Origin of the sequence: Bradyrhizobium sp. ERR14 (genome assembly GCF_014198235.1) — a bacterium.
In the GTDB taxonomy this organism is placed as follows: domain Bacteria; phylum Pseudomonadota; class Alphaproteobacteria; order Rhizobiales; family Xanthobacteraceae; genus Bradyrhizobium.
Map to the genome: position 1 here is coordinate 825944 of NZ_JACIHD010000001.1, position 23901 is coordinate 849844.

Below are 23901 nucleotides of genomic sequence, written 5' to 3' on the forward strand. Positions count from 1 at the left end.
CCATGGGTCTCAAACGCATCAGGCTTAACGATGCAGACGAGACCCCCGCCACACCTCGAAAAGAGATCAAACCCGACCTCGGCCCCACACTGCTGGATGCCGTATACGATCCGAATGTCTTCTTGTCCTCTTTCACAGACCCGGATGATTGGGCTGCCTGGTGGGCATTCATCGCGGCGATCTTCGCCTACGACATGTCGCCCGAACAATTGGCGCTCTTCCAGAAATGCACCGGTCGGAATGCGCCACCCTCGAAACAGGTCAAGGAAGCTTGGCTTGTGGTCGGAAGACGCGGCGGCAAAAGTCGAGTCCTCGCATTGATTGCGGTCTGGTTAGGTGCCTTCTTCAATTACAAGCCCTACCTCGCTCGTGGACAACGCGCAGTCGTTCAGGTCATGGCCGCAGATCGCGAGCAGACCAAAGAGATCATGGACTACATCAAGGGGTTCCTCACGGGCTCGAAGATGCTCGCGCGCCTCATCGAGAGTTCTACGGCGCGTTGGGTCCGGTTGAAGAATTCGGTCTCAATTGAAGTCACGACCGCGAGCTACAAAACATCCAGAGGCAGGACCACAGTTGCCGTACTCGCGGACGAGCTGGCGTTCTGGTCAAGCGAGGACAGCACAAATCCAGATACCGAAGTGATCGCGGCTGCACGTCCCTCGATGCTCACTATACCAAATTCAATGCTCCTCTGCGCGTCCTCGCCACATGCTCGCAAGGGTGCGCTGTGGAACGCATATAAGAAGCATTACGGTCAGGAGTCGGATCGGATCGTCGTGTGGCAAGCCGACACCTTAACCATGCGACCGAATGCGCCCGCTTTCGTCCGCGAGGAAATCGAACAAGCCTACATCGACGATCCCGCGCAAGCCTCCGCGAATTTTGGCGCGCAATTCCGTGTTGATGTCGAGCAGTTCGTCTCGATGGAGGCTGTTGACGCTTGCCTCTCCGACGAACGCGAACGACCCTACTTCTCGCAACACAAGTATCACGCCTTCGTCGATCCATCCGGGGGCAGCGGCAAAGATAGCTTCACCCTCGCAATCGGGCATACTGAGAACGGCATAGCGACACTCGACGTTCTGCGGGAATTCAAGCCTCCCTTCAGCCCGAGGAATGTCGTCGAGAATTGCGCGGCGATCCTCAAGTCCTACCGGGTAACGAAGATCGTTGGCGATCGCTTCGGAGGCGAATGGCCGCCTGAACAGTTCAAGGATGTGGGGATCATCTACGAGGCATCAGCGAAGCCAAAGAGCCAGATTTACTCTGAATTCCTCGCAGTCTTAAATAGCAAGAAATGCGACCTGATCGATCATCCTCGCATGGTGACGCAGTTGCTTGCGCTTGAGCGACGAGCAGCGAGATCAGGCAGGGAAAGCATCGACCATCCCCCGAACGGACACGATGACGTAATCAATGCCGCGAGTGGCTTGATTGTCATGTGCCTTGGGGGAGGAGCGAAACGCTACAGGTATGATGCAACGTTAAGTTGGGTCGGAGGCCCCAGTCCTTCGCAACAGGAACGCAGCCCCGCTGCACAACGACTATCAAACCTCTTGATGACGAAAGGTATCCTGAGATGACGAACTTCATTGTCTTCGATCGTGACGGCAAGCGCGTTCAGCGCAACGGCGTTTTGCAGCCCGGTGATCGCCTGACTATCCCCATTAGTCTGATGGATAGCGGACAACGCAGCGCAATCTCCTTGATGGATGCGAACGCGCCTCCCTCTCGGGAGCAACTTCAAACGATGCGGGATGAGCGCAATCGCCGTTTGGAGAGCGCCTGGCGTGGCGACGCCGCGCAAGATGGGCCAAAGCCGTCAGCAGAATTGTCTCGGGAGGAAGCGCTGGCCGCAAGAGATCGACGCCTCTCGGACATGTGGAAGCACTGACATCAACGATCCTGCCGCCTCCTGCGCGGCGGGATCATAAACGGAGGACACGGATGGATCACCAGTCGAGGTTACCACCCAAGGCACATCTCAAGATTTTGGCACTCGAAGATGGCGAGCAAGCAGCCCTAACGCTTGCTTCCTCAACGACGAGGAAGATTTCGGAACTGCAACTAGCCCTCAATCTCAATCCAAATAGCCCAAACGCCGATGCGATGAGGCTTGAGGTCGAGAGACTGGAGCTTCTTCAACGCAAGTATCAGGATCAGCATCGTCAGCGAGCAGACCTCAATAGCAGGGTTAAGCGATATCTTAGCTTGCTACCTGCTAGCGCTCACCTCGCAGACGCAAGACCGACAAGGATCAAACTCAAGGATGGTGAGACGTTCCTTGCGGCAGTCGAACGCATCCGTGCGGAGATAGCCCGCCTTGCATCTGATCGCCTCAACGTCGAGCAATGCGCGCTGCCTGCGTCCGAGATGAAAGCGCAAGCCAAAAAGTGGATCACCGAGAGCGCGATCAAGGGGCGGCCGACGATCAAAGCGTCTCATGAAAGGTTCGAGGTCACCTTCCTCGATCCAAATGCCTACTCCGTGCATTTCGATGTGCCGAGCCTGCTCGCATGGTTTGATCCCGAAGGCATGGAGTTGAAGATCAACGAATTGATCGATGCCATGCCCATCCCAAAGCTCGCGTTGACGCCATCGGAGAAGACCCAGCGCCTGCGCAAGATTGCAGACGATGTTCTCGAGCTGGAACGATTGGAAGAAGCCCTCATCGTTGCTGCCGAGGAGACGGGTCAACATGTGCCTAGGCGTCCGAATTGTGATCCGCGCGCACTGCTATGCATTGTCGTTGATCGCCAGAAGGTCGCAGCGGCATGAGAAATTCCCTTCGCGTGTCATGCTTCCGCGCGAAGGGGATAACTCCGGCCTGCGTTATCCGTCCGCGGCCGGACATGGACTAGTCGGATCGTGTCCATGCTCGCGTAAGAACGCCGACAGCTTGCGGCCCGTGGTAGTTCCGGGCGTGGCAAGCATTCTGATCGCGAGCATCACCCGCGATCAGTAGGCCCGCCGTCTCTCCCCCTACCCCGGAGCCCTGAGAGACGGCGGGTCCTCATCCATCCCAAAAATGGGCCGTTAACTAAATCTGTGCCATGCGTCGATCAGAGGTTGCGCGACTCACGCGTTCACATTATGTTCTTCTGGTTGATTTCGGAACAAGGATGAGAACCATGCTCCAGCTTCCGAGATGTCGACACTGTCAGCGCCTTTGGCGACCTCGCCAAGGCGTCGTGGCCGCTCAGGCATATTGTTATCGGTGCCGCGCCGAAAGGCGAGCCATCGCGAAGACGACATTCTCACTCAGACCACTCACAATAGATGATTTGCGAGGACCATATGTATTGCCCCGCAAAAAGGCCCGGTGAGCTTTATTTGATCTTTTGGAAGAGCGCGCACAGTTCGCGATCCGCCATTTTGTAATCGACGCCTTTGGATGAACCAAAGCTCCGTTTGTTGCCCTTGCCGGTGGGCTCGCTCCATGCAGACCAGTCGTACGCGTTCGCTCCGACGCGATCCCAAATCACAAAGTACTTTCGATTTTTGTGCAGGCAGTTCCAAGTGATCTTATCCGGTGTGACGTGACATTCCCAACGAGGGGTCGTCTCTAGTCTCGAATAAGCTTGGCTTACTAGGTTGGCTGTTTGGTACCGAGTAGTGGTGTCATCGTGCATCATCGTCCGTAGGACAGTGCGCCATGCCTTGGGGATATGGGGCAAGAACGGAAGATGTTTGGCGAAGCCGCCCTTCCCGACGACATGGCGCGGCTGCGGCAATGTCGAATACCATTCCTTCCCGTGAAGCAGCCGATAGATCGTCATACCGAGTGCCCATATGTCACTCTTCACGCTTGTACCGCCGCCACCGAGCACTTCGGGAGGAAGATGGTCGCTGTATCCTTTGGCTGACGCATACCCCACAATGATATTGTCAGTAACCAGTCCGAAGTCGCCGAGTTGAGCGACATCATGTTTGTTCAACAGGATGTTTCCCGGCTTGATATCCCGGTGGATCATTCCCCTGGCATGCAGGGCTGCTAAACCCATCGTTACTTGCGTTGCATATTTCCGCACTTCACCTAGCGCCAGCGGACCTTGCTCAAACTTCGTTTGCAAACAACCGCCTGAACAAAAATCCATCACAAGATGAATTGCATCACTCGTCGCGCTTTCAAGCAATCCGTGCACCTTAACAACGTTCGCGTGCTCGGCACGACTTAGCCTTTGACCTTCGCCGAGTAACCCGGCGCGACGACCCTGCCAGTCGGCATCGCTTTCCGTCGGCTGTTTCGTGAAGATTTTAACGGCCACCTGTCCGTGCACATCGTCACTGCCCGAATGCACTTTACCAAAATAGCCGCTTCCAATTTCAGGCCCGATTTGAAGATTTGAGACTAGCGTCACTGGTCTTTCCGCGCAGCTAGCATGATCATGACTGCCTCGCGGCTCCCAACCCGCAGTTCGATACCTGTTACTTGCTGTTTCCAGAAGTCGTTGTCTTTAACGTAATCATCGACATTCCGCTCACCGAATGTCTTGCTGATTGAGGCCTTCGACTTGCATTCGACGGGGACAATAGCCGCGACCGCCGCCATGATGGCGCCGCGCAGTTCAGCCGACTGCAGGAGCGCCATGGTCGCGGCTCCGCCGCTAACTGCACTTTCCTTCATGACGACTTTCTTGATGCCATTCTCTCGCACGTAACCTGCTATCTGTTGGGAAAGCGTGGCGTAGGCCTGAGACTTGTCCCCTGGCTGCAATGACCACGTCTGGTCGCTCTGAAGCGTCAGCGGATTACCGCCATCCACCTCAGCGTCGACGGTTATTGCTTTGTCGCCTGACACGACTATCCCCAGCCAACGTTCAGCCATCACTCCAGTCCCGCAGTGTGTGGGAGAAAAAGCGAATCAATATACCACCGGTTGCAGCGCCGGAAAACCGAATAGCGTGCTGCGGGACAATATAACCACAACTCGCCGTCCAATTACCCATCGTCTTCCGTATCCGACATGTCCTTCGGGACCTGCCACCAGCTGCCCCGCTTGCGATGGACTGAGTGCGCAATAGACATCATCTCTACGTCGTCTTCATGTGGCGCCTGATGAGGCGGCAGTGTCGGCTGCTTACTGAATTCCTTGAGTTTCTTGACGAGCTCTGCGTCGCGCTCAGGATTTGCGTCTCTAGGTTCTTTTTTCTCATTGCGAATGCCGGGGCGAAGATGCCTATCCCAAAGGTCGGCAACGATGTTGCCGTCCGGAGGCGCGTGAGCAAAACTCATCAGGCCCTGCTCTTTGACCTCCTCCGGAAAAGTTAAGAAGTGCGAGTTCACCGCCTTGAGACTAGCCTTCAGATCGATGCCCCAGACGAACTCCTGATTGTCCCGCATGAACAAACTCGCAGTTCGACGATGCAGTTTGTCGGACGAGATGAACAGCTGGCTGAACGGAAGGTAAAACAGATACGCGATGTCCGTACGATTTGACGGCCTGTTGCTGTCAATGAGGCGGGCCGCAAGCGCGAATTGGAAGAATACTTCAACGGCAACGACGTGCGCAGCGTAAGGTGCATACTCGCTCAAAGAGCGCTTCCCGTCCCGCCGCCACGCCTCGATGATCGGACGATGAAGATGCTGCGGCACGTGCAGAAACGTAACTGCAAGAGCGAGAACGGACATTGCGTTCGCTTTATGCGATACAACGGCAAGTGCCATGTCTCTGGCCTGATCGAGAGTATTACATGATTTTCCATCGATGCCGACCGAACGCAATTCACTCGCGACCTTGTTGAGATCGAGTTCAGAAAGAGACTTCCGCCAATCAGCAGCTGCGACCTTTTCGACCTCGAAGAATTCGCCCTTCTGCCATCTGTTGAATGCCCGCTCTTCCGGACCGAGGTCATAGACCACGCCCTTAGGTACAGGACGCCCACCTGATCGCGGGATGCGACCATCTAAAGGCATGTGGTTGCCGAGCAAATCCTGAGTCGCGATGTCGGCATGGAACGCGCAAGGCGAGCCGCCCATCTCGGGGAACTTCTGCGCAATGTCCTTCACTACGGAGAACTCGGCGCTTCCCCGCTTCGACGCGTCCTTCCCGAGATCGGCCAACGTTTCGACGAAGAATATCGGGCAGGCGACCGGCATAAAGAACCGATCAAACCAAACCGCTTCGTCCAAACTGATGGATTGAAGGAACGATTTATCAAAAAGAGAAATTGGGCCCATGTGCAACCTCGATGGCGCAGGTGGGCATCTTTATCGCGAGTCGCCGCGGAACGGGTCCGATCCCGTTTCCCTATCCACTCTATTTGCACTCAATCTTCGCGAGGCCAATGACATAAATAGTTGATTTTACGGGGTAAATTTCGCTCAACCTTATTGCGGATTGAGACAGCATGGACCGCAACCTGAGCTTCGCCTGCGTCGAATTGGCCGGCCTTAGACCGCGCACGTTAACTTGTTGTCAATATGTTTGACCAACGATTCCGGTGCAGGAGAGCAAAGCCATGAAAGGCTCGTCCGACCGCAAAGGTCTGTCATCGATGTACTTGCGCGCCAGCGAAACCACGGGCACGCACCTGGCGCATTGGCCGCCGCCCCAGCGCGGCAAGGAAAGCAAGCCGGTCTTCCTGAAGCACGCTCAAGGCGAGCCGGCCAAACGCGCCAAGCCGCGCGGCTGGCGCCTGACCCGCGCGATCTTCTCCGAATTCGCCGACGACGAGTAAGGCCACGTAAGAAGCCCCTCATGGTGAGAAGCGCGTCTCGAACCATGAAGGCCCGCATCTCGCCCGCGGCCGTCCTTCGAGACGCCCGCTTCCAGCGGGCCCTCAGGATCAGGGCGGAGTGCGCTGCGACACAACAGAATAGTGCCTATTTCTCCGGTTTCTTCCCGCCCGTCTTCAGCTCGCGATAGCGCGCCGCGCCGCCTTCCCGGATGGTCTGCTGGTTGCGCTCCAGCGCCATGGCGTCGTCGGGCACGTCGCGGGTGATGACCGAGCCGGAGCCGATATAGGCGCCATTGCCGATTTTCACCGGGGCAACCAGCGAGGAATTGGTGCCGACGAAGGCGCCCTGCCCGATGATCGTCTTGTGCTTCTTGAAGCCGTCGTAGTTGCAGGTGATGGTGCCGGCGCCGATGTTGGAATTGGCGCCGACGGTGGCGTCACCGATATAGGAGAGATGATTGACCTTGACGCCGGCCTCCAGCGTCGCTGCCTTGGTCTCCACGAAATTGCCGATGCGCGCGCCGTCGCCGAGCGAGGTGCCGGGCCTCAAGCGCGCATAGGGGCCGATCGAAACGTTCTTGCCCAGCGTCGTCTGCACGATATGCGAGAAGGAATGGATCACGGTGCCGTCGGCGATCGACACGCCGGGGCCGATCACCACGAAAGGCTCGATCGTCACGTCCTTGCCGAACACTGTGTCGGCGGCGAGATAAACCGTCTCCGGCGCGATCAGCGTGACGCCGGCTTCCATCGCCGCTTTGCGCAAGCGCGCCTGCATCACGCCTTCTGCTTCCGCAAGCTGTGCCTTGGTGTTGATGCCGCGCACCTCGTCCTCGCTGGTCTCGATCACCACAGACTCCCATCCCTGTTCGCGGACGATGCCGACGGCGTCGGTCAGATAATATTCGCCCTTGGAATTCGCATTGCCGATTTTGTCCAGGATCGCGAGCGCCCGGCGACCGTCGATCGCCATCACGCCGGCATTGCACAGATCGATCTCGCGCTCCTCTGTGCTGGCATCGGCTTGCTCGCGGATCGCGACCAGGCGTTCGCCCTCGACGATGAAGCGGCCATAGCCGGTGGGATCGGCGGCGCGAAAGCCGAGTGCGGCAATCGCAGCGCCCCTGGCGAGCGGCGCGCGCAGCCGCGCAAAGGTCTCGGCCGAGATCAGCGGCGTATCGCCGAAGGCGATCAGAAGATCATCGACGCCGCGCGCGATCGCCTCGCGCGCCGCCAGCACCGCATGGGCGGTGCCGAGCCGCTCGGCCTGCACGAAGGTGAGCGCGTCGGGCCTGCTGCGCTTTGCCTCGTCCGCAACGGCCTGGTGGTCGGGACCAATCACGACCGCGAGCGAGGTGCCGGTTCCCTTGGGCGCCGCGGCGAGCACGTGGGCGAGCAAGGTCTGGTGGGCTACCGGATGCAGCACCTTCGGCAGGCTCGATCGCATGCGCGTGCCTTCGCCGGCGGCGAGCACGATCGTGAGGCTGGAACGGGCGGTCATCGAAATCCTGTCAGATAAGGCGAATCAATTGGCGCGACGGGCGGGCAGCCGTCCTCAAAAGCTATTGCCTTGCTACCCCCGCAAACGCCCGGAATTCAAGTGCGACACGCTTTTCCTGTTAATGTTTCCTGATTGATTCGGGGAAGCCGGACAGGGCTGGGCACTTAACGTTCATGGCAAAGGATTCCGACCCACTGGCGGATGCCTTCGGCACCAAGGAGACCGGCGGGCTGTTCTCCGGACTTGTAGCCGAGGAAAGCGCGTTCGACCGCCGCATGATGTGGCGGCTGGGCTCTTGGGGTGTGGCGGCGGTAGGCGCCGTCATCATCGCGGTGATGGCCAACCAGGCCCAGCTCGGATGGCGGCGCGACCAGGTCGCGTCCGCCGATCTCGCGCGCCAGGCGGAGCGGCTCCAGGCGCTGGCCAAGGAGAGCCAGAACGAGGCCCGCCGGCTCGCGGCCGCCATCGAGACACTGAACACAGATCGCGACCGGCTCTATTCGCGCGTCACTGTGGTCGAGCAAGGGCTCGATTCCGTCACCGGCGCCATCGCCAAGCAGCCCACCACCCCGCCGCAGGCCGGCAAGCCGCAGGATGCCGCGCCCACGGCCCCCAGCGTCGCGCCCGTCGCCTCGACCCCCGCCTCCGCCGGCGACAAGCCGCGGACCGAGGCCGCCAAGGACACGCCCAAGGATACCCCGAAGGAAACGGTCAAGGATACGCTCAAGGAAGTTTCAAAGGAGCCGTCGAGCTTGCCACCGCAGACTGCCGCCGCCGCCTCGCTCGTGCAGCAGCCGCTGGCAACGACTTCGGCGCTGCCGACCATACCGCTCGTGCCGTCCAAGTCGATCATGGCGCCGCCCGATCCGGCGGCGTCGAAATTGATTCAGCCCGAGTCAAACGAGAAGGCCGCTGAAAAGAAGGTCGAGCCGGCGCCCGCCCCGACCGAGGTCGTCGCGACAGCCGCGAAGGCGCCTGAGGCAGCCGAGAACGAATCCCCCGCCATCGCGGTCCAGCAGACGCGTTTTGCGATCGACCTCGGCGGCGCAAATTCGATCGACGGCCTGCGCGCGCTCTGGCGCGGCCTGAGCAAATCCAATCCGGAGATTGCAGCGCTGCGACCGATCATCATGATCAAGGAAGGCAACACCGGCCTCGGCATGCAACTCCGCCTGGGTGCCGGGCCGCTGGTCAACGCTGCTGCCGCCGCAAAATTCTGCGCGAGCCTCGCCGAGAACGATCGTCACTGCGAGACCACCGTTTTCGACGGCCAGCGCCTGTCGATGCGCGGCGGTTCGGAGAAGGGACAAGAGAAGTCCCAGGACAGAGTTCAAGAGAAGAACTCCGAGAAGAGCCAGGACGCGGTCCCGCAAGCCGAAACCGCGCCCGCGCCGAGCGCAAAGCCCGAGAAGCCGCAACGCCGCCGCAGCTACTCCTCCAAGCGCTCGTCGAAGCGCGAGGAGCCCGCGCCCCCGCCTGCGGCACAGCCGGCTCCGGCGAAGCCGGAGACTGCGTCTGCGTCCGCGGGATCGACGCTGTCGTCGTTCTTCAGGCGATAAACATTGCACCTGAACGCGCGGTGAACGCCGACGTGCTTTTCCGCGCGCCGATGAACCTAAATTTCGGTCCGAGAAGAGAAACCACCTGCCGATTGCCAAGTTGTCCCGGTCGTGAACCGGAGCGGCCGACATGTGAAATCGTTCGCGCCCGTCTCCATGACCAAGGGAGAAACACGTGAAGACATTGATCATCGCAACGGCCGCGCTTCTGGCGGCAGCTCCGGCGCTCGCGCAAACGACGAAATCGCCGGGCGCGTCGAGCAACGCGCCGGGTCAGCAAATGCACAACACCAAGAAGCCTTCGACGGGACCCGGCGCATCCGAATACGCCCCTGGTCACCAGACCAATACCACCGCAGGACCGGGCCACTCGGAAAGCGCGCCGGGACAGAAGATGCAGAACACCACGGGCTCGAACACCAGCAAGAAGTGACGGTGCGCGGTCGCGTTCAGCTCTGACAGATGGCGCCGACCGGACTGGTCGGCGCCATCGCCTTGTCGAACGGCGGCTCTCCGCCTGATCGTCGATGATCGCTCGGAGTTGCGCGAGCATGCGACCATCGGACGCTCGGATCTCAGCGGCTCTTTCTCACCAAGCGGGCGTTTAGTCCCGATCTGCCGGGCGCACGCCAAGCGTCCGTCTCCCGAAACGCGCGAGCATCGATGAACGAGCTGGATGATGTGCTGAGGCTTCTCGTCGCGGCGGGAACAGGGCTGCTGATCGGCATCGACCGCGACATGAACGACAAGCCGGTCGGAATGCGCACCCTGGCGCTGGTCGCTCTCGGCTCCGCGCTGGTCTCGATCTCCGTGATCGAGTTCCAGAATCTGCGCGACCACCCGGACGCGATCTCCCGGGTCATTCAGGGCGTCGTTGCCGGTGTGCTGACCGGCGTCGGCTTCATCGGCGCCGGCGTCATCCTGCACGACGCCAAGGCGAAGACCGTGCACGGCCTCACGACCGCGGCGACTGTCTGGATTGCGGCGGGCCTTGGAATTGCCTGCGCGCTCGGAGCCTGGCTGCTGGTCGCCGCAGCGATCGCCGTCACGTTGCTCGTGCTGTTCGTTCTCGGCTGGGTCGAGCGCCGGCTCGGATTGAAATAGCGCACATACCAAATGATACGGAAGAGGTCCGCGTAAGACGGCAGTATCCGCGACGGATTTGATTCGGAGCGGAGATGACGGACGGGAAGTTTCTGGAGGAGCAACTCGCGTTGATCCGCGAGCTGGCCGAGCAGGCGGATCCCTACATCAGGAAACGCCTGCTCGCATTGGCTGAGAAATACGAGCGACGGCTCGCGGACCAGAAACGGGCGATGCAAGGCCGGCTTTGACGGCCCCTCGCGCACGCATTGGGCGAGCCGGATCAACAGAAACATCGCCTGCCCTGTTGCCTGCCCGCGCCATCACGACCATATTGCCGCCATGACAAAAAAGCCCTTCCGCCTCTCGCCCTACCAGGTGCAGTTCCTGATCGTCGTCGGCTTCGCGTCCGTCGGCTATGCGCTCTATCTGCGCTACCTCGCGATCGAGCTGTCGCAGGTCGCTCTCGCCTGCGACGCCGGGCTGCAGACGATGATCTGCAAGGCGCGGTCGGTCTCGACGGTGCTTTTCAAGAATTCGGTGTTCGGCATCGTCGCGCTGGTGGTTGCGACGCTGAACCTGATGCGGCCGTCGATCGTGCTGCTCACCGTCGGCATCATCGCCGCCGGCCTCGGCATCGTGCTCTACAATGTCGTGCTGTCGGGCCTGGCGATCGGCCTGTTCATTCTTGGGTTTGCTCGGCCCGCGCCCGCCACAGCGTAAGCGCGAACAACAGATAGATCGTGCAGGTCCACAGCGACTGCCAATTGTCGCGGCCCTCGTTGAAGAGCACGAAGACTGCCGACAGCGCCAGCACGCCCGCGAACACCGATTCCGCGATCGGACGCTGGCCGATCTGCGGCCGGTTCAGCATCAAAAGCGCGAACGGCACCACCGCCATCGTCAGCGCGGCGTAGGGGAAATCCTTGTAGCGCGGGTCGAACACGAAGCCGAGCGCGGTCGCCGCCGCGATCACCGCGGTCACCGCCAGCGTCAGGCCGAGCACGGCGGTGAGCTTCGACCATTTCCGCCCCTCGCGCGGACCGAGCAGGTCGAGGAAGGTCGGAAGGCTGCGGCCGATCACCATCGCCTGCGCACAGAAGATCGGCGACAGGATGCCGGCCGCGAGCAGCGCGCCCCAGAGCAGCCAGCCACCGATGCCGTAGCTCTCATAATAAAGCTTGTCGGCGCCGATCCCGAGCAGGCTGCCCGCCGTCGTCGCCGAGATGGCGACGCCGAGCCAGGCCGAGAAGCGCGGCGTCCACGGCCGCCGGCGCAGCGTGATGAGCGCGACCGCGAACACCAGCACGGACAGGCCCATGCCCGCGCCCATGTACCATTTCCAGTACGGGAAATTGCTGATCGGCTCGCCCGGCGGATATTTCAGGCTCCGGCGCACCGAATCGTACAGGCCCCAATAGCCGCCGACGGTGCCTTCCAGCTTGCGCTTCCACGGCTGGTCGTAGGACTCGATCAGGTTGACGCGAAACTTCTGCGCCTTCGCCAAGCTGAGGATTTCCGAGACCACCCGCGCCTGGTTGGTGCGTGAGGGCAGCGCGCCGTCGCGCATGCGCCCTTCGCTCGGCCAGCCGGTCTCGCCGATCAGGATTTCCTTGCCCGGAAACGCCACCGCCATGCGCTCGCGGATCGCCTCGACATGGGCGGCGGCGAATTTCGCCTTCACCGGCATATCCTCCCAATAAGGCAGGATGTGAATGGTGACGAAGTCGACGGCGTCATAGACCTCGCGGTTCTTCAGCCAGAATTCCCAGACGTCGGCATAGGTGACGGGCACGCTGACCTGCGTCTTCACCAGGCGGATGATCGAGACGAGGTCCGCCGTCGTCATCTCACCGCGCAGCAGCACCTCGTTGCCGACGATGACCGCGGTGATGATGGCGGGGAATTCCTTGGTGAGGCGAATGGCGAGGGCGGCCTGCTCAAAATTCTTGCTGCGGTTGCTGGAGAGCCAGATGCCTTGCAGCACTTTCAGCCCGCCGACCTTGGCGGCGATCGCCGGCACCTGGTCGAGCCCGTTCTCCATCGAATAGGTGCGGACGCAGTCGGTGATTTCCTTGAGCTGGCGCAGATCCTGCTCGATCTGCTCGGCGTCGATATGGGTCCACGCGTTCAGCGGCGTCTGCTCGCCGCGGAACGGCGCGTAGGAGACGCATTGGACCTTCTCGGCGGGATCGATCGGGGCGCGTGCAAGCGTGATCGGCGTCGCCAACCACCACCACACGGCAGCAATCGCACCCAGTGAAACGAGCAGAAGCGCCAGTGGCGTACGAAGAGAAATCGGTTCCGTCCTCCGCGAAGGGTCCGTCGATTACCTGCTTGCACGCCGTCTGCCAAGGGGGTGTCCAAAGCGGCTGTCCAAGCGGGGGTCCAAATGCCGATCCACACTCAAGGATCCGCGCCTGCCCCAAAGGAATTGGGCTGCGGCCCTTCGACCGGGGCCTAGCATCGTGACTTTGCTGGACAAAATTCCAAATACAGGTCATGGACTCGGAAAGACTTTTCCGCCGCATTGGAGACCCATTTGGACGCCATCACCGGCGCGTCCGCGGGATCCTGACGCGGACGGCCAGCGGATACATTGGGGAATTCATGCGGCAACGGGTGTTCGAGTCACGAAATGCGGTCCTGCGGCAGTTCGCCGCCACCTTGGCCGTCTCCTGCCTTCTCGTTCTCGCCGGTCTCGGTGGCGCTTCCGCCCAGAGCGGCACGCCCGCACCGGACCAGGGCAAGGCTGCCGCCCAGCCCGCCGACGCCGCCAAGGATGCGGCCCAGAACCAGCGCCGCACCGACGAATTCGCCGAAGCGGCCCAGGTCATCAACGGCCCGGCCGGCAATCCCGAATGCGTCTGGCTCGGCCGCCGCGTGGTGCGCCTGATGTGGCGGGATGACCTCGATACCGCGTTCCGCCATCTCGACCTCTACGACCGTTTCGGCTGCCCCGGCGGTCACATCCAGGCCGCCTTCCGCTGCCTGACCCGGTTCGGCGGCCAGATCGATCCCAAGGTCGCCGAGACCCTGGACAGCCGCGTGCACGCCTGCTGGATCAACCCGGCGGCCCAGCCGCAGCAGGCGGCGGCCGCAGCGGCACAGCCGGCCGCTCCCGCTGCCAACAATGCGCAGCCGCAGCCGACCGCCAGCCCATCGCCCGCGGCAAGCCCGACGCCGGCGCCCCAGAAATAGCCCAAGGTCTTAAATAGCCTTGGCCGTTTCAGCTGTCGTTCAGGAACGATCGGCCATAAACGCGGTTGGCACTGCCGCGCGTCGTTCGAAAAAGGCCATGCCCTCATAAGGACATGAGGCCATGACAGTTGTGAAACCGTGCGGCGGAGATATGCTCCCTTTGCCGCGGACTTGGTCGGATCTCGGGGTCGGATCCGCTTCCCTGCCCCCTCAGCCCCTTCAGGTTTAGCCGCGATGCGCGTTGTCGCCGCCGTTCTGTTGCTCGTCTCCGCGCTTCACGCTGGGCTGTGGGGAGTCTTACGCGACAAGGAACCCGCGCCCGATTTCAAGGGCCTGTTGCCGAGCGTCTCCTACGCGCCGTTCGAAGGCTCGGCTCACCCCGACATCGACAACATCCCGACGGTCGAGAAAATCCGCGCCGACCTGAAGACGCTGTCGACCATGACGCGCGCGATCCGCCTCTACTCGTCCACCGGCGGCGTGGAACTGGTGCCGCCGATCGCAGCCGAGTTCGGCCTCAAGGTCACCGTCGGCGCCTGGATCGACAAGGACAAGGATCGCAACGAGCGCGAGATCAAGGCCGCCATCGAGCTCGCCCGCAAGAACAGCAACGTCGTCGGCGTCGTCGTCGGCAACGAGGTGATCTACCGCGGCGAGCAGAAGGTCGAAGACCTCATCGACATGATCAAGAAGGTGAAGGGCTCGGTCCGCGTGCCCGTCACCACCGGCGAGATCTGGAACATCTGGCGCGACAATCCCGACCTCGGCTCCAGCGTCGATTTCATCGCCGCCCACGTGCTGCCCTACTGGGAAAACTTCCGCTCGGACCAGGCGGTCGACCAGGCCGTCGACCGCTACAATCTCTTGCGCAACCTGTTCCCCGGCAAGCGCATCGTGATCGCCGAGTTCGGCTGGCCGAGCCAGGGCTACAATCTGCGCAACGCCGATCCGGGCCCGTTCCAGCAGGCTCTGATCCTGCGCAACTTCGTCAGCCGCGCCGAAGCCATCGGCATGGAATACAACATCGTCGAGGCCATCGATCAGCCCTGGAAATTCTTCGAAGGCGGCGTCGGTCCGTATTGGGGCATCCTCAACGCCAGCCGTGAGCCGAAATTCGCCTGGACCGGTCCGGTCGAGAACCCCGACTATTGGAAGCTGATGGGTATCGCGCTCCTGGTCGGCATCCTGCTGTCGCTGCCGATCCTGCGGATCGAAAAGCCGACCGCGAAGCAGGCCTTCCTGCTGTCGGCGACGGCCAACGGCGTCGGCGCCTGGGCCGCGACCGTGTTCGCGTTCTGGAACAGCCATTACTTCATCTTCGGCTCCGCCTTCGCGCTGACGCTCGGCATGATCCTGCTCGTTCCGCTGGTCCTCATCGCGATGGCGCGCATCGACGAGATCGCAGCGGTCGCCTTCGGCCGGTCGCCGCAGCGACTGCTCAGCAAGGGCAAGCCGGTCGAGAATGTTCCCGAGAATTACTGCCCAAAGGTCTCGATCCACATTCCCGCTTATTTCGAGCCGGTCGAGATGCTCAAGCAGACACTGGATGCGCTGTCGCGGCTGAACTATCCGAACTACGAATGCGTGGTCATCATCAACAACACGCCGGATCCCGCGTTCTGGCAGCCGATCCAGGACCATTGCCGCGCGCTCGGCGAACGCTTCAAGTTCATCAACGCCGAGAAGGTTCAGGGCTTCAAGGCCGGCGCTCTTCGGATTGCGATGGACCGCACCGCCGCCGATGCCGAGATCATCGGCATCCTCGACGCCGACTATGCCGTCGATCCCGACTGGCTGAAGGACCTCGTGCCTGCCTTCGCCGATGCGCGTGTCGGCCTCGTGCAGGCGCCGCAGGAGCATCGCGACGGCGATCTGTCGATCATGCACTACATCATGAACGGCGAATATGCCGGCTTCTTCGACATCGGCATGGTCCAGCGCAACGAGGCCAACGCCATCATCGTGCACGGCACGATGTGCCTGATCCGCCGCGCGGCGATGGACATGGCCGGCGGCTGGTCGTCCGATACGATCTGCGAGGATTCAGATCTCGGCCTCGCGATCCAGGAGCTCGGCTGGACAACCCACTACACCAACCACCGCTACGGCCAGGGTCTCCTGCCCGACACCTACGAGGCCTTCAAGAAGCAGCGTCACCGCTGGGCCTATGGCGGCCTCCAGATCGTGAAGAAGCACTGGCGCTACTTCCTGCCCGGCAAGAGCCGGCTGACGCCCGACCAGAAGCGCGAATATGGCCTGGGCTGGCTGAACTGGCTCGGCGCCGAAAGTCTCGGCGTGGTCGTGGCGCTGCTCAACCTCGTCTGGGTGCCGATCGTCGCCTTCGCCGACATCGCCATCCCCGACAAGATCCTGACGCTGCCGATCATCGGCGCCTTCATCGTCTCGCTCGCGCACTTCCTGTCGATGTACCGCGCCCGCGTCGCGATCAAGCCCGGCCAGATGCTCGGCGCCATGATCGCCGCGATGAGCGTGCAGTGGACGGTGTCGCGCGCGGTGGCACAGGGCCTCATCACCGAGCACATCGCCTTCGCCCGCACCTCCAAGGGCGGCCTGTCCAGGATGTCGATCGAGTTCCAGGCGTTCTGGGAGGCCGTGATCGGCACCCTGCTCGTGATCGGCGCCGGCGTACTGATCGCCTCCAACAGCTACCGCCAGATCACCGAGATCTACATCTTCGCCGGCGTGCTGGTGCTGCAGAGCCTGCCGTTCCTGGCGGCCGTCGCCATCGCCATCCTCGAGCTCAGCCGCATCAACTCGTTCCAGTTCTGGCGCGACAGCGCGATCCGCACCGCCGAGCTGATCGGCCTGCGTCCGGTCGCGCTGCCGGCCCCCGGCACGCCGCAGCCCGTGCCGAACGAGGTGCGGCGGGAGACGAACTGACAAACCCTCATGGTGAGGAGCCCGCCAAAGGCGGGCGTCTCAAACCATGCAGGCCAAGCTGGGTCCGGCGACCTCTGACAGTTCGGCGTGGATGACGGCCCGCCAATCGGGTTGAGCTTTCCGCCCTAAGCGGCGGAAACCGCAAGCAAATCCCCGCCCCTGCCGCGTCTTTCAGCAACCACCCAAGCTATTGACCTCAGCGCCCCATCCCCCTACACAGCGCGGGCCGAAAGCATGATCCGGAAACAGCCGGTTTTCCCCGCGACGCCCTTAAGCGCAGCGGCAAGACATGCTTCTCGAATGTCCGACCACGATGGCGATCTCTGACGTGCCATCAGCGGCCATGGGAGCGCGTAGCTCAGCCGGTAGAGCACGTGACTTTTAATCACGGGGTCCTGGGTTCGAGCCCCAGCGCGCTCACCAAGACAAATCAAACACTTACGACAGATTCGGAAGTCGATCCGCGCACCTTCGGTTCATCGGGGCCACTTGTAGGGCCACAACGAAATTTTCAGCATCGGTTATGTCGGCCCTTGAAGTCGCGCATAAGTTGAGCTTTGCTGCAAAGCCTGTTGGGGGGGGCGGCGACGATGAACATTTCGAGAGTAGCCATGCTTTTGCTTGGCGGGATTCGATTGGCGCCCATTTGTAGGGTGGCGATTGCAGCGCAAAATAGCTGCGGACATCCGCCTAGGCTCGGCTAATCGAAAATGGCATCGACAATCCAAACGTTTCTCGGCGAGTTGCCCGACAGCTTGCTGCCGCGTATTCGAACGGGCTTCGACGCATTATCGAAGCTTTCGGCACCCGACAGAAGCGCCGTCGTCGCCAAATTCCTAGATTCGTTCCAACGCACGGGTGACCTGGATCGGGATTGGCTTGATTCGACCGTATCGATCTCACGGATCGAAGCTAGCGCCATACTGGCTGCCCTTTCGGTCTCGGTCGGTGTTTTATCTCAAACGGAAGGGACTCCAGAAGACTTCGTACAGGCCGCTCGCGGCAAGCTCTTTGACGATTCCGCAATCAGAGCTGCGCAGGAAGCTGCCTCGATTATTGCAAGCGAAAGACCGAGAATCAGCGATACAATTGAGCGCCGCACGCTAAGCGCACAAACACTGCCGGCCTTGGAGAGCTTCGACGTGTCCGTCGACTTTCGTTTCGGTTTTGACAAAAACAACGAAATCAAGTCGGGGGTCCCTGTTGCACTGGTCCATGTCGACACGGACGCGCGGGCAGAACTCTTTCTTCAGATGTCTCGATCAGACGTCGAAATGCTCGTCGAAAAATTGAACACCGTTCTCAAGCAAATGGATGCAGCAGTAAAAGCATTCGCCAAAACCGACGTTTTCAAATGATCAATTTTACGGAAATTACGAAGGACTTTTCGATCCCTTTGGTCGTTTACGTGGCTGTGGGAGTGGTCGTGCTGTGGTGCAAAACCAGCAAGGCCAATCGGAACATCTATGGTCTATCGCCCGTTATTGCTTTGTTCTTAAGCAATGAAAGGGCCAGAAGCATCGTCGAGCTTATTGTATTCCTAACCATTGGCTGTCTAATATCGGAAGGGTTTGTCGTGCCGGGCACTCCAGCGCAAGCTGTTGCTGCCGGGCTCGGATGGACTGGACTGCTTACCAAATGAAATGGAAATCAGTCATGCCCAAGTTTTCCATGTCGCACGCGCATTATCGGAAGGCCATTAACGCTTGCATCGCCGCGGTTATTCTTGTGGCTGTGGGCCAGCAGTTCTTTCACATTGATAGTTGGCTAGTTGCCGTAATTCTTGCTTCAGCCACTGCGCTGGCACTAGGACTGCGGTTTTTCTGCTCCACTTCGGATAACCACCAGCCGACCCGCGTCGAATCCAGTCTGGAGGATAAAGAAGCGGCGGATGTTCTGAAGCAACTTCCCGCGATTATCCGCAGTCGCTCCCTTGCGACGGTCTGGCCTAAATCAGACTATACAGATTTGATGGCCCTCTATGTCGCCAATCTACAGGTCGCGGCTAGTTCAGAGTTGGCAGCAGAGCGTGACATCGCAGATCAACTCCTATCACGCCTGCTCTCGCATCGAACAATCCATCAGAAAATTCCGCAAAGCGAGCGGATCAGGCAGGTACTGCTGGATGAGTTTGCTGGATACGAAAATCCCTGGATGAAAGACGTCCCGATTGGCGCCGTTCACTTGCGCATTCGTGGAAACTTCGTCGAACTGCACGTTGTGCCCACTCGAAAGCAGTCGGCTCGGGAGGAAATCGCGCAATCCCGAAAGATCTTCCCAGACCTATCGATGGCTCGCTCAGTGGCACACTGAGAAAGTCATATCCGCAGCTCCGTGATGATCGTGATGTTCTGCGGCCCGCTCAGCTCGGTCAATGCCCACACCAGGGCGTCGACCCGATCGGGCGAATAGCCGACCTTCGCGCGGTCGAAATCAGATGTGAACGCACACATCTGATCTTCCAACACATCGAACCCGCCGACATGGTGCACCTTGCGCTGTTCGTAGAGCGCTGCGATCGGCTCGGCGCGCACTACTTTGCCGCGACTCGCGTGAACGGCCTTGAAGCTCACACGCGAGTCGAGTGCGCGAATTGTTGCCTCGACCATGGCGCCGCCGTTATTCACTTCAGCCAGGATCCGGTCGGCCTTGTGCCGCCGGTACGCTGAAATTGCCACGGCCGCCCACTCGTGCGGCGCGTACCGACCAGAGCAGTCCTCCAGCACATAGATCGTGCCATCGCGCGTGACGCCGGCAACGACGATGCCCGTTTCGTCGGATCCTTCATTGTTCGAAACGGCCGGGTCGATCGCTACGACGATGCGACGCAGCTCGGGCACCGTCGACACGCGGTCGCGGTCCAGCCAATCCAGTTGCCACAACGCGCCGGGATTGTCCGAAAGCAGCTCGGCGTTCAGCTCCTGCCGACCGAGGCGCGTCCCTTCGTACCGCTGGCGCACGGCGGCCAGGAAGGTCGGCGCAAGGTTGGCTTCGTTCTCGAAGGTCGAGCCGCGCGTCACCACGACGTCCCTGCCCTGACGCGCCAACAGCTCTTTGAGCAGCTTGATCGGCCTCGGAGTGGTCGTCACCAGCCAGCGAGGGCGGTTGCCTAGGCGCAGACCGAATTGCAGCATGTCCCAGGTGCCCTGCACATCGGTCCACGCGGCCAGCTCGTCCGCCCACGCAGCGTCGTGCTCCGGGCCGCGGAGCCGGTCGGCTTCCTCACTGGAAAAGGTGGTCGCGATCGCTCCGTTCGGCCAGGTCAGCCGGCGCTTGCTCGACTCGTAGATCGGCCTATTCCACGGTGGCGCAGTGTTGAGCAGGCCCGAGACGCCCTCGACGAGCGTGTCGCGCGCGTCCGCGGCGGTTGCGGCTACCAGGGCGATGCGGCCGGCCTGGCGCGTCTCGACGAGTTCGTGCACCCAACCTGCCCCCGCGCGGGTCTTCCCCCATCCACGGCCGGCGAGCGCAATCCAACCGTTCCAATCGCCCGGCGGTGGGAGCTGGCTCGGACGGGCTTTGGCACGCCATCCGCCGTCCTCCAATGCGTCGGCGAGCGCGGCGGCTATGCTGGTCATCGGGCGGCCTCCGGTAGCGGTACAGGACACAGCATCGGCAGCGCGACAGCGTCGATCACCGCGGGCGCCCTGCTCCCCTCGGTGGGCTCGGTGTCCAATTCGTGCAGGGCCGCTACGACCGCAGCGCGTGCGGCTCCGTGCGGTGCCAGGGCTCGCAGGATAGCCGCCTGCACCTTCGCGAACTGCGGACTATTCACGATCGCCACGTTGTTTTGAATGTTGATGGTGCCCTGCGCGATGGTGGCGATCTCACCTGTGACCTTGCCGATCTTCTCCAAGACGCCGATGAGTTGGCCAGCGACGATCGCCGCACCGCGCGCGTCGCCGGCCTCGGTGGTCGCAGCAAGCTGCGACATGAGCATAGTGCGCACTGCGCGGAAGTGGTCGAGCACGGAGGCGCCCTCGTCGGCCGCCTTCGCTGCCAGGTCGGCGAGCTGCGCCGGCCCGACGAGATAGGACGCTTTCAGTTCGGGGCTGACGTGATTATGCCAATGCCGGCCGATGGCGTCCTTGGACAAGCCGAACTTCGTGGCCAGGCTGTCGAGCGAGGCGCCGCCCGCACGCAACAGTTCGATTCGCCAACGCTCGTCGTGAGCGCAGACGGTGCATTTAGGTCCCGTTTTCATCTGCAAAAATCCGGCGCGAATTACGCTAGTGGCCCCATTGTGGCCCCGGAAAGTGAAATTTCGGTTTCGCCTGAAAAGTGCAAGGCTTTGCAAGCAGTTGAAAAACAGACCCCGTGATTAAATATCGTGAGCGTGGATGAAAGCGATTGAAACAAGGTGCGACAAGGCCGAAAGATCGGCGCGGATTGAAGATGGCATTGCGCATCACCCTAGTCGGCGCCTTAACGCGCTCTCCACGGCCGCGGCTGACCTCTGGGCGGGCTGGGCGCACCGGGCGCGGTTTCTCATGTGCCTATATTTCTCTCCCCTATTCTCTCTGTTTCTCTGTCTACACATTAGTGAACTCAGATTCTGACAACATAAAAAACCGCGCCCATACTGCCCAGCACGCCCGCATCAGGAGCGCATCGGAACTAACGGCGGTGCGACGGCGACGAAGGTGATTTGCCTTGCCGCTGCCACCCGATCTGGCTCCGCCAATTCTTGACGGGCGTAGATCGTCGTCTTGCCACATGGCGTGCGCCACCGGCCGCCGCTGTCCCGAGCGTCGGGGTTCGTCACGGCGACGTATCCACATTCCGCAAGCCGCTTCGGGATTGCTCGGCGAAGTTTTGCGTCCTCGAACATCAACCGCAGCTGACTGTCTCCTGGCGTCCGTGCCCTGATCATCTGCAGCGTGAGCGCATCGGGCTTACCCATGCTTTCGATCACGTCGGACAGGTCCCCGCTTTCAGGCGCCACGCCAGCCGCCACGACCATATGCCAAGCGGCGGTTTTCGGAGGGGGCGCCTTTGCGTTGAACGCGGTCAGGTCCAAATTGGCCAAGAAATGCGCAACCGCTTCGCTCCCGCCGTTCTCGAACCACGCGTTGATGCGGTCCCAATAAACCGGATCGAAATCATCCTGCGTCCGGGTAGACACGCAGACAAAGTGCCGGCGGTCGTCGGGTGCAAGGTAAAGAGCGTCCAAGTGGTTCGACGTCATGATCACGCCGCAGACGTTCGCCGCGGCGTATTGCGGCACGTGCTTCGTGTTGATCCGATGCGCCTCCGGCGGGTTGGTGATTACGTCTTTGGTTGCGTCGTAGAAGCCATACCGGGACTCGCCGCCGAGGTCGTGGACCTCGTTAATCCGGAGGATGACCGACTGCAGATAGTCGTTCCATTCTGAATTAAAGAACGTCTTTGCAGTGATCTGCTTGAAGTTCTGCGAACCAATCGCGGTGATGGCAGGCTTTAGGATCGTGTCCTTGCCGATCCCCTGCGAACCGATGAAAACCAGGGCGTGGTTTACCTTGTCGCCAGGTCGCTGCACGCGGTGAGCCAGCCATTGAACAATGTGGTCGGCCTCCTCCGGATAGATCGCGCTGATATGATTCAACCACTTGGAAACGTCGCCCTCGACGCGCTCGATGTAGGGCGGAACGTACCGATTGAAAGTCCGGTCGCCGGGGCTGCGGATCCATCCGTCGATCGTGAGAACCTTGCCCTCGATGATCTTCGGTTCCCCGGGGGCCCATCCCATCGACTTGACGAACCTGTGTTGCGAAAGCCACGTGGTTGCAAGGGCGCCTGGCCCCTCTGTTCGCATTGCGTCTTTGACCCGGCCGATGTGCTTGTCGACGCTGCTGGGGCTGAACAGTTCGCCAGTCCGCTCATAGATCATTTTGCCCGACGGCAGATGCGCCCAATAGTCGTTGAGGGCGTGGGCCTGATCGATTGGCAATTCGGGATGATCGGGGAGCGGCCCGAGCAGCGCCGCTTGATATTGCTCCCGCTCGCGTCGATGCTGCTCGAGAGTTTCAGCGGGGATCTGGACCGGAACTCGACCGGGACACATCTGAGGCTGTGGGCAACCGAACTGCTCCTTGAACATCCATGTGATGTCGCGTTTTAACATAGCCAGCAGCGTCTCGAGGTTCTCGCCTTCCGTCTTGAAATCGGCGGGATTCCACCAGCGTCGGGTGATCGTCTCGCGCTGTTCGGCCCACGACATCGCCAAGAATGCTTTGAGCCCGTCTTCGCCAGGGAAGGAAAGCTTGATCCGCTTACCAATCGAGATCCATTCGTCATTGCCGAGCATTTCGACGCCGCTGCTCCAGCGTTCCAGCTTCTTGCCGATCCACCAGCAAAGCTGATCGTAGCGGACGCCGTCGTGCGACACGCCGCCGACTGCGTCGGGCACCGGCCCAGTGATTGGACCGCCTTCGGGGCGCTTCAGCACGTCGAACAGAGGTGCTGTTTTGTCACTATACGGGATCGGCGGCGGCGCGTCGGCGGCCAGCAGATACGGCCGGCCGCCAAACGCGGAGCCTGGCGCGACGTTGTAGGCAAGATTGCGCACCGAGATTCGCTCGCCATCGTCCGCGGGCGCCGTTTCCGGCCGGAAATGCGAAATCCTGACCTTGTGGTGTCCGCGATGCTTATGCGGATCGAACCCGGGGGGACAGCGGAATGCAAAGTGCCACCCGCCGCTCGGTGAATGTCCGTACGGCGTGGGAACGTCTATGCCGATCTCGGCGCACCAGGCGGCAAACTGCGCCCATGCTTCGTCGCGATCGCCGTGCGCATCGACATCAAGCAGAACGAGTCCGGAGAGGCAGGCGCTGATGCCGAGCTGATGCCCTTTTTGCCGCCAGGCTTTCCAATCCGTCGAATCTAGGGTCGCATCGTAAAAGCCATGAGCGCACGCCGGCGTCTTCGTATCACTCAAAAGCGGAAACAGCGCCATTCCGTGCTGCTCGGCGTAGTCGAAAAATGCGTCGATCAT

Annotated in this window: 22 protein-coding genes and 1 tRNA gene; 15 read left to right on the forward strand and 8 right to left on the reverse strand. The window is 61.1% G+C overall.

Going from position 1 to position 23901, the window contains the following annotated elements:
- Positions 1-2: 2 nt before the first annotated feature.
- The 3 genes from GGD62_RS04060 to GGD62_RS04070 are packed head-to-tail and all read left to right on the forward strand — an operon-like array spanning position 3 to position 2781.
- Positions 3-1586, forward strand: coding sequence for a hypothetical protein (locus tag GGD62_RS04060; protein ID WP_183707181.1), 1584 nt, complete (start codon positions 3-5; stop codon positions 1584-1586).
- Positions 1583-1897, forward strand: a complete 315-nt coding sequence (locus tag GGD62_RS04065) for a hypothetical protein (protein WP_183707183.1) — start codon at positions 1583-1585, stop codon at positions 1895-1897. Before GGD62_RS04060 ends, GGD62_RS04065 begins: the two co-directional genes overlap by 4 nt.
- Positions 1898-1950: 53 nt before the next feature.
- On the forward strand, positions 1951-2781 hold the full coding sequence (locus tag GGD62_RS04070) for a hypothetical protein (protein WP_183707185.1): 831 nt from the start codon (positions 1951-1953) through the stop codon (positions 2779-2781).
- Positions 2782-3332: 551 nt separating this feature from the next.
- Here the strand turns inward: GGD62_RS04070 and GGD62_RS04075 are convergent.
- The 3 genes from GGD62_RS04075 to GGD62_RS04085 form a co-directional block, all read right to left on the reverse strand.
- Positions 3333-4364 (reverse strand): serine/threonine-protein kinase, encoded by a 1032-nt coding sequence (locus GGD62_RS04075; protein WP_312014240.1) that lies wholly within the window; start codon positions 4362-4364, stop codon positions 3333-3335.
- Entirely contained in the window at positions 4361-4831 is a 471-nt protein-coding gene (locus tag GGD62_RS04080) for a hypothetical protein (protein WP_183707187.1), read from the reverse strand. Before GGD62_RS04080 ends, GGD62_RS04075 begins: the two co-directional genes overlap by 4 nt.
- Before the next feature lie 113 nt (positions 4832-4944).
- A complete protein-coding gene (locus tag GGD62_RS04085; protein ID WP_183707189.1) occupies positions 4945-6183 on the reverse strand; it encodes a hypothetical protein in 1239 nt (412 codons plus the stop codon).
- 281 nt (positions 6184-6464) lie between these two features.
- Between GGD62_RS04085 and GGD62_RS04090 the strand changes: the two genes are divergently transcribed.
- Positions 6465-6683: a hypothetical protein gene (locus tag GGD62_RS04090; protein ID WP_018317962.1), complete on the forward strand. Its 219-nt coding sequence runs from the start codon at positions 6465-6467 to the stop codon at positions 6681-6683.
- A gap of 145 nt (positions 6684-6828) precedes the next feature.
- Here the strand turns inward: GGD62_RS04090 and glmU are convergent, their stop codons facing one another.
- Positions 6829-8184 carry a bifunctional UDP-N-acetylglucosamine diphosphorylase/glucosamine-1-phosphate N-acetyltransferase GlmU gene (glmU, locus tag GGD62_RS04095; protein WP_183707191.1) on the reverse strand — a complete coding sequence of 452 codons (1356 nt, stop codon included), beginning with the start codon at positions 8182-8184 and terminating at the stop codon, positions 6829-6831.
- Positions 8185-8357: 173 nt separating this feature from the next.
- Between glmU and GGD62_RS04100 the strand changes: the two genes are divergently transcribed.
- From GGD62_RS04100 to GGD62_RS04120, 5 genes are all read left to right on the forward strand, one after another.
- On the forward strand, positions 8358-9743 hold the full coding sequence (locus tag GGD62_RS04100) for a hypothetical protein (protein ID WP_183707193.1): 1386 nt from the start codon (positions 8358-8360) through the stop codon (positions 9741-9743).
- A gap of 175 nt (positions 9744-9918) precedes the next feature.
- On the forward strand, positions 9919-10176 hold the full coding sequence (locus GGD62_RS04105; protein WP_018317959.1) for a hypothetical protein: 258 nt from the start codon (positions 9919-9921) through the stop codon (positions 10174-10176).
- Between the two features lie 230 nt (positions 10177-10406).
- Positions 10407-10847 carry an MgtC/SapB family protein gene (locus GGD62_RS04110; RefSeq protein ID WP_018317958.1) on the forward strand — a complete coding sequence of 147 codons (441 nt, stop codon included), beginning with the start codon at positions 10407-10409 and terminating at the stop codon, positions 10845-10847.
- Between the two features lie 74 nt (positions 10848-10921).
- A complete protein-coding gene (locus tag GGD62_RS04115; RefSeq protein ID WP_183707194.1) occupies positions 10922-11077 on the forward strand; it encodes a hypothetical protein in 156 nt (51 codons plus the stop codon).
- Between the two features lie 91 nt (positions 11078-11168).
- The gene (locus GGD62_RS04120; protein WP_018317956.1) at positions 11169-11549 is read left to right on the forward strand and encodes a hypothetical protein; all 381 of its coding nucleotides are present in this window, start codon (positions 11169-11171) and stop codon (positions 11547-11549) included.
- Here the strand turns inward: GGD62_RS04120 and GGD62_RS04125 are convergent.
- Positions 11509-13068, reverse strand: coding sequence for a beta-(1-6) glucans synthase (locus GGD62_RS04125; protein ID WP_312014241.1), 1560 nt, complete (start codon positions 13066-13068; stop codon positions 11509-11511). The genes GGD62_RS04120 and GGD62_RS04125 overlap by 41 nt on opposite strands.
- Positions 13069-13436: 368 nt before the next feature.
- Between GGD62_RS04125 and GGD62_RS04130 the strand changes: the two genes are divergently transcribed.
- The 6 genes from GGD62_RS04130 (at position 13437) to GGD62_RS04155 (ending at position 19241) form a co-directional block, all read left to right on the forward strand.
- Positions 13437-14027 (forward strand): hypothetical protein, encoded by a 591-nt coding sequence (locus GGD62_RS04130; RefSeq protein WP_018317955.1) that lies wholly within the window; start codon positions 13437-13439, stop codon positions 14025-14027.
- A 234-nt stretch (positions 14028-14261) separates the two neighbouring features.
- Positions 14262-16928 (forward strand): glycosyltransferase, encoded by a 2667-nt coding sequence (locus tag GGD62_RS04135; RefSeq protein WP_179736650.1) that lies wholly within the window; start codon positions 14262-14264, stop codon positions 16926-16928.
- Positions 16929-17275: 347 nt separating this feature from the next.
- Positions 17276-17351: transfer RNA gene (locus GGD62_RS04140), tRNA-Lys, on the forward strand.
- Between the two features lie 287 nt (positions 17352-17638).
- Positions 17639-18286, forward strand: coding sequence for a hypothetical protein (locus tag GGD62_RS04145; protein WP_183707196.1), 648 nt, complete (start codon positions 17639-17641; stop codon positions 18284-18286).
- Entirely contained in the window at positions 18283-18570 is a 288-nt protein-coding gene (locus tag GGD62_RS04150) for a hypothetical protein (RefSeq protein ID WP_183707198.1), read from the forward strand. The genes GGD62_RS04145 and GGD62_RS04150 overlap by 4 nt, the downstream gene beginning before the upstream one ends.
- A 14-nt stretch (positions 18571-18584) precedes the next feature.
- A complete protein-coding gene (locus tag GGD62_RS04155) occupies positions 18585-19241 on the forward strand; it encodes a hypothetical protein (RefSeq protein WP_183707200.1) in 657 nt (218 codons plus the stop codon).
- Positions 19242-19246: 5 nt separating this feature from the next.
- Here GGD62_RS04155 and GGD62_RS04160 read toward each other — a convergent pair whose 3' ends face one another.
- The 3 genes from GGD62_RS04160 to GGD62_RS04170 form a co-directional block, all read right to left on the reverse strand.
- The gene (locus GGD62_RS04160; RefSeq protein WP_183707202.1) at positions 19247-20506 is read right to left on the reverse strand and encodes a DNA-packaging protein; all 1260 of its coding nucleotides are present in this window, start codon (positions 20504-20506) and stop codon (positions 19247-19249) included.
- Positions 20503-21138: a hypothetical protein gene (locus GGD62_RS04165; protein ID WP_183707204.1), complete on the reverse strand. Its 636-nt coding sequence runs from the start codon at positions 21136-21138 to the stop codon at positions 20503-20505. The genes GGD62_RS04160 and GGD62_RS04165 overlap by 4 nt, the downstream gene beginning before the upstream one ends.
- Positions 21139-21528: 390 nt before the next feature.
- Positions 21529-23901: a bifunctional DNA primase/polymerase gene (locus GGD62_RS04170; RefSeq protein WP_183707206.1), complete on the reverse strand. Its 2373-nt coding sequence runs from the start codon at positions 23899-23901 to the stop codon at positions 21529-21531.

Coding starts and splice junctions, on each gene's coding strand:
- GGD62_RS04060 (WP_183707181.1), top strand. CDS start 3: ATGGGTCTCAAACGCATCAGGCTTAACGATGCAGACGAGACCCCCGCC.
- GGD62_RS04065 (WP_183707183.1), top strand. CDS start 1,583: ATGACGAACTTCATTGTCTTCGATCGTGACGGCAAGCGCGTTCAGCGC.
- GGD62_RS04070 (WP_183707185.1), top strand. CDS start 1,951: ATGGATCACCAGTCGAGGTTACCACCCAAGGCACATCTCAAGATTTTG.
- GGD62_RS04080 (WP_183707187.1), bottom strand. CDS start 4,831: ATGGCTGAACGTTGGCTGGGGATAGTCGTGTCAGGCGACAAAGCAATA.
- GGD62_RS04085 (WP_183707189.1), bottom strand. CDS start 6,183: ATGGGCCCAATTTCTCTTTTTGATAAATCGTTCCTTCAATCCATCAGT.
- GGD62_RS04090 (WP_018317962.1), top strand. CDS start 6,465: ATGAAAGGCTCGTCCGACCGCAAAGGTCTGTCATCGATGTACTTGCGC.
- glmU (WP_183707191.1), bottom strand. CDS start 8,184: ATGACCGCCCGTTCCAGCCTCACGATCGTGCTCGCCGCCGGCGAAGGC.
- GGD62_RS04100 (WP_183707193.1), top strand. CDS start 8,358: ATGGCAAAGGATTCCGACCCACTGGCGGATGCCTTCGGCACCAAGGAG.
- GGD62_RS04110 (WP_018317958.1), top strand. CDS start 10,407: ATGAACGAGCTGGATGATGTGCTGAGGCTTCTCGTCGCGGCGGGAACA.
- GGD62_RS04115 (WP_183707194.1), top strand. CDS start 10,922: ATGACGGACGGGAAGTTTCTGGAGGAGCAACTCGCGTTGATCCGCGAG.
- GGD62_RS04120 (WP_018317956.1), top strand. CDS start 11,169: ATGACAAAAAAGCCCTTCCGCCTCTCGCCCTACCAGGTGCAGTTCCTG.
- GGD62_RS04130 (WP_018317955.1), top strand. CDS start 13,437: ATGCGGCAACGGGTGTTCGAGTCACGAAATGCGGTCCTGCGGCAGTTC.
- GGD62_RS04135 (WP_179736650.1), top strand. CDS start 14,262: ATGCGCGTTGTCGCCGCCGTTCTGTTGCTCGTCTCCGCGCTTCACGCT.
- GGD62_RS04145 (WP_183707196.1), top strand. CDS start 17,639: ATGGCATCGACAATCCAAACGTTTCTCGGCGAGTTGCCCGACAGCTTG.
- GGD62_RS04150 (WP_183707198.1), top strand. CDS start 18,283: ATGATCAATTTTACGGAAATTACGAAGGACTTTTCGATCCCTTTGGTC.
- GGD62_RS04155 (WP_183707200.1), top strand. CDS start 18,585: ATGCCCAAGTTTTCCATGTCGCACGCGCATTATCGGAAGGCCATTAAC.
- GGD62_RS04160 (WP_183707202.1), bottom strand. CDS start 20,506: ATGACCAGCATAGCCGCCGCGCTCGCCGACGCATTGGAGGACGGCGGA.
- GGD62_RS04170 (WP_183707206.1), bottom strand. CDS start 23,901: ATGATCGACGCATTTTTCGACTACGCCGAGCAGCACGGAATGGCGCTG.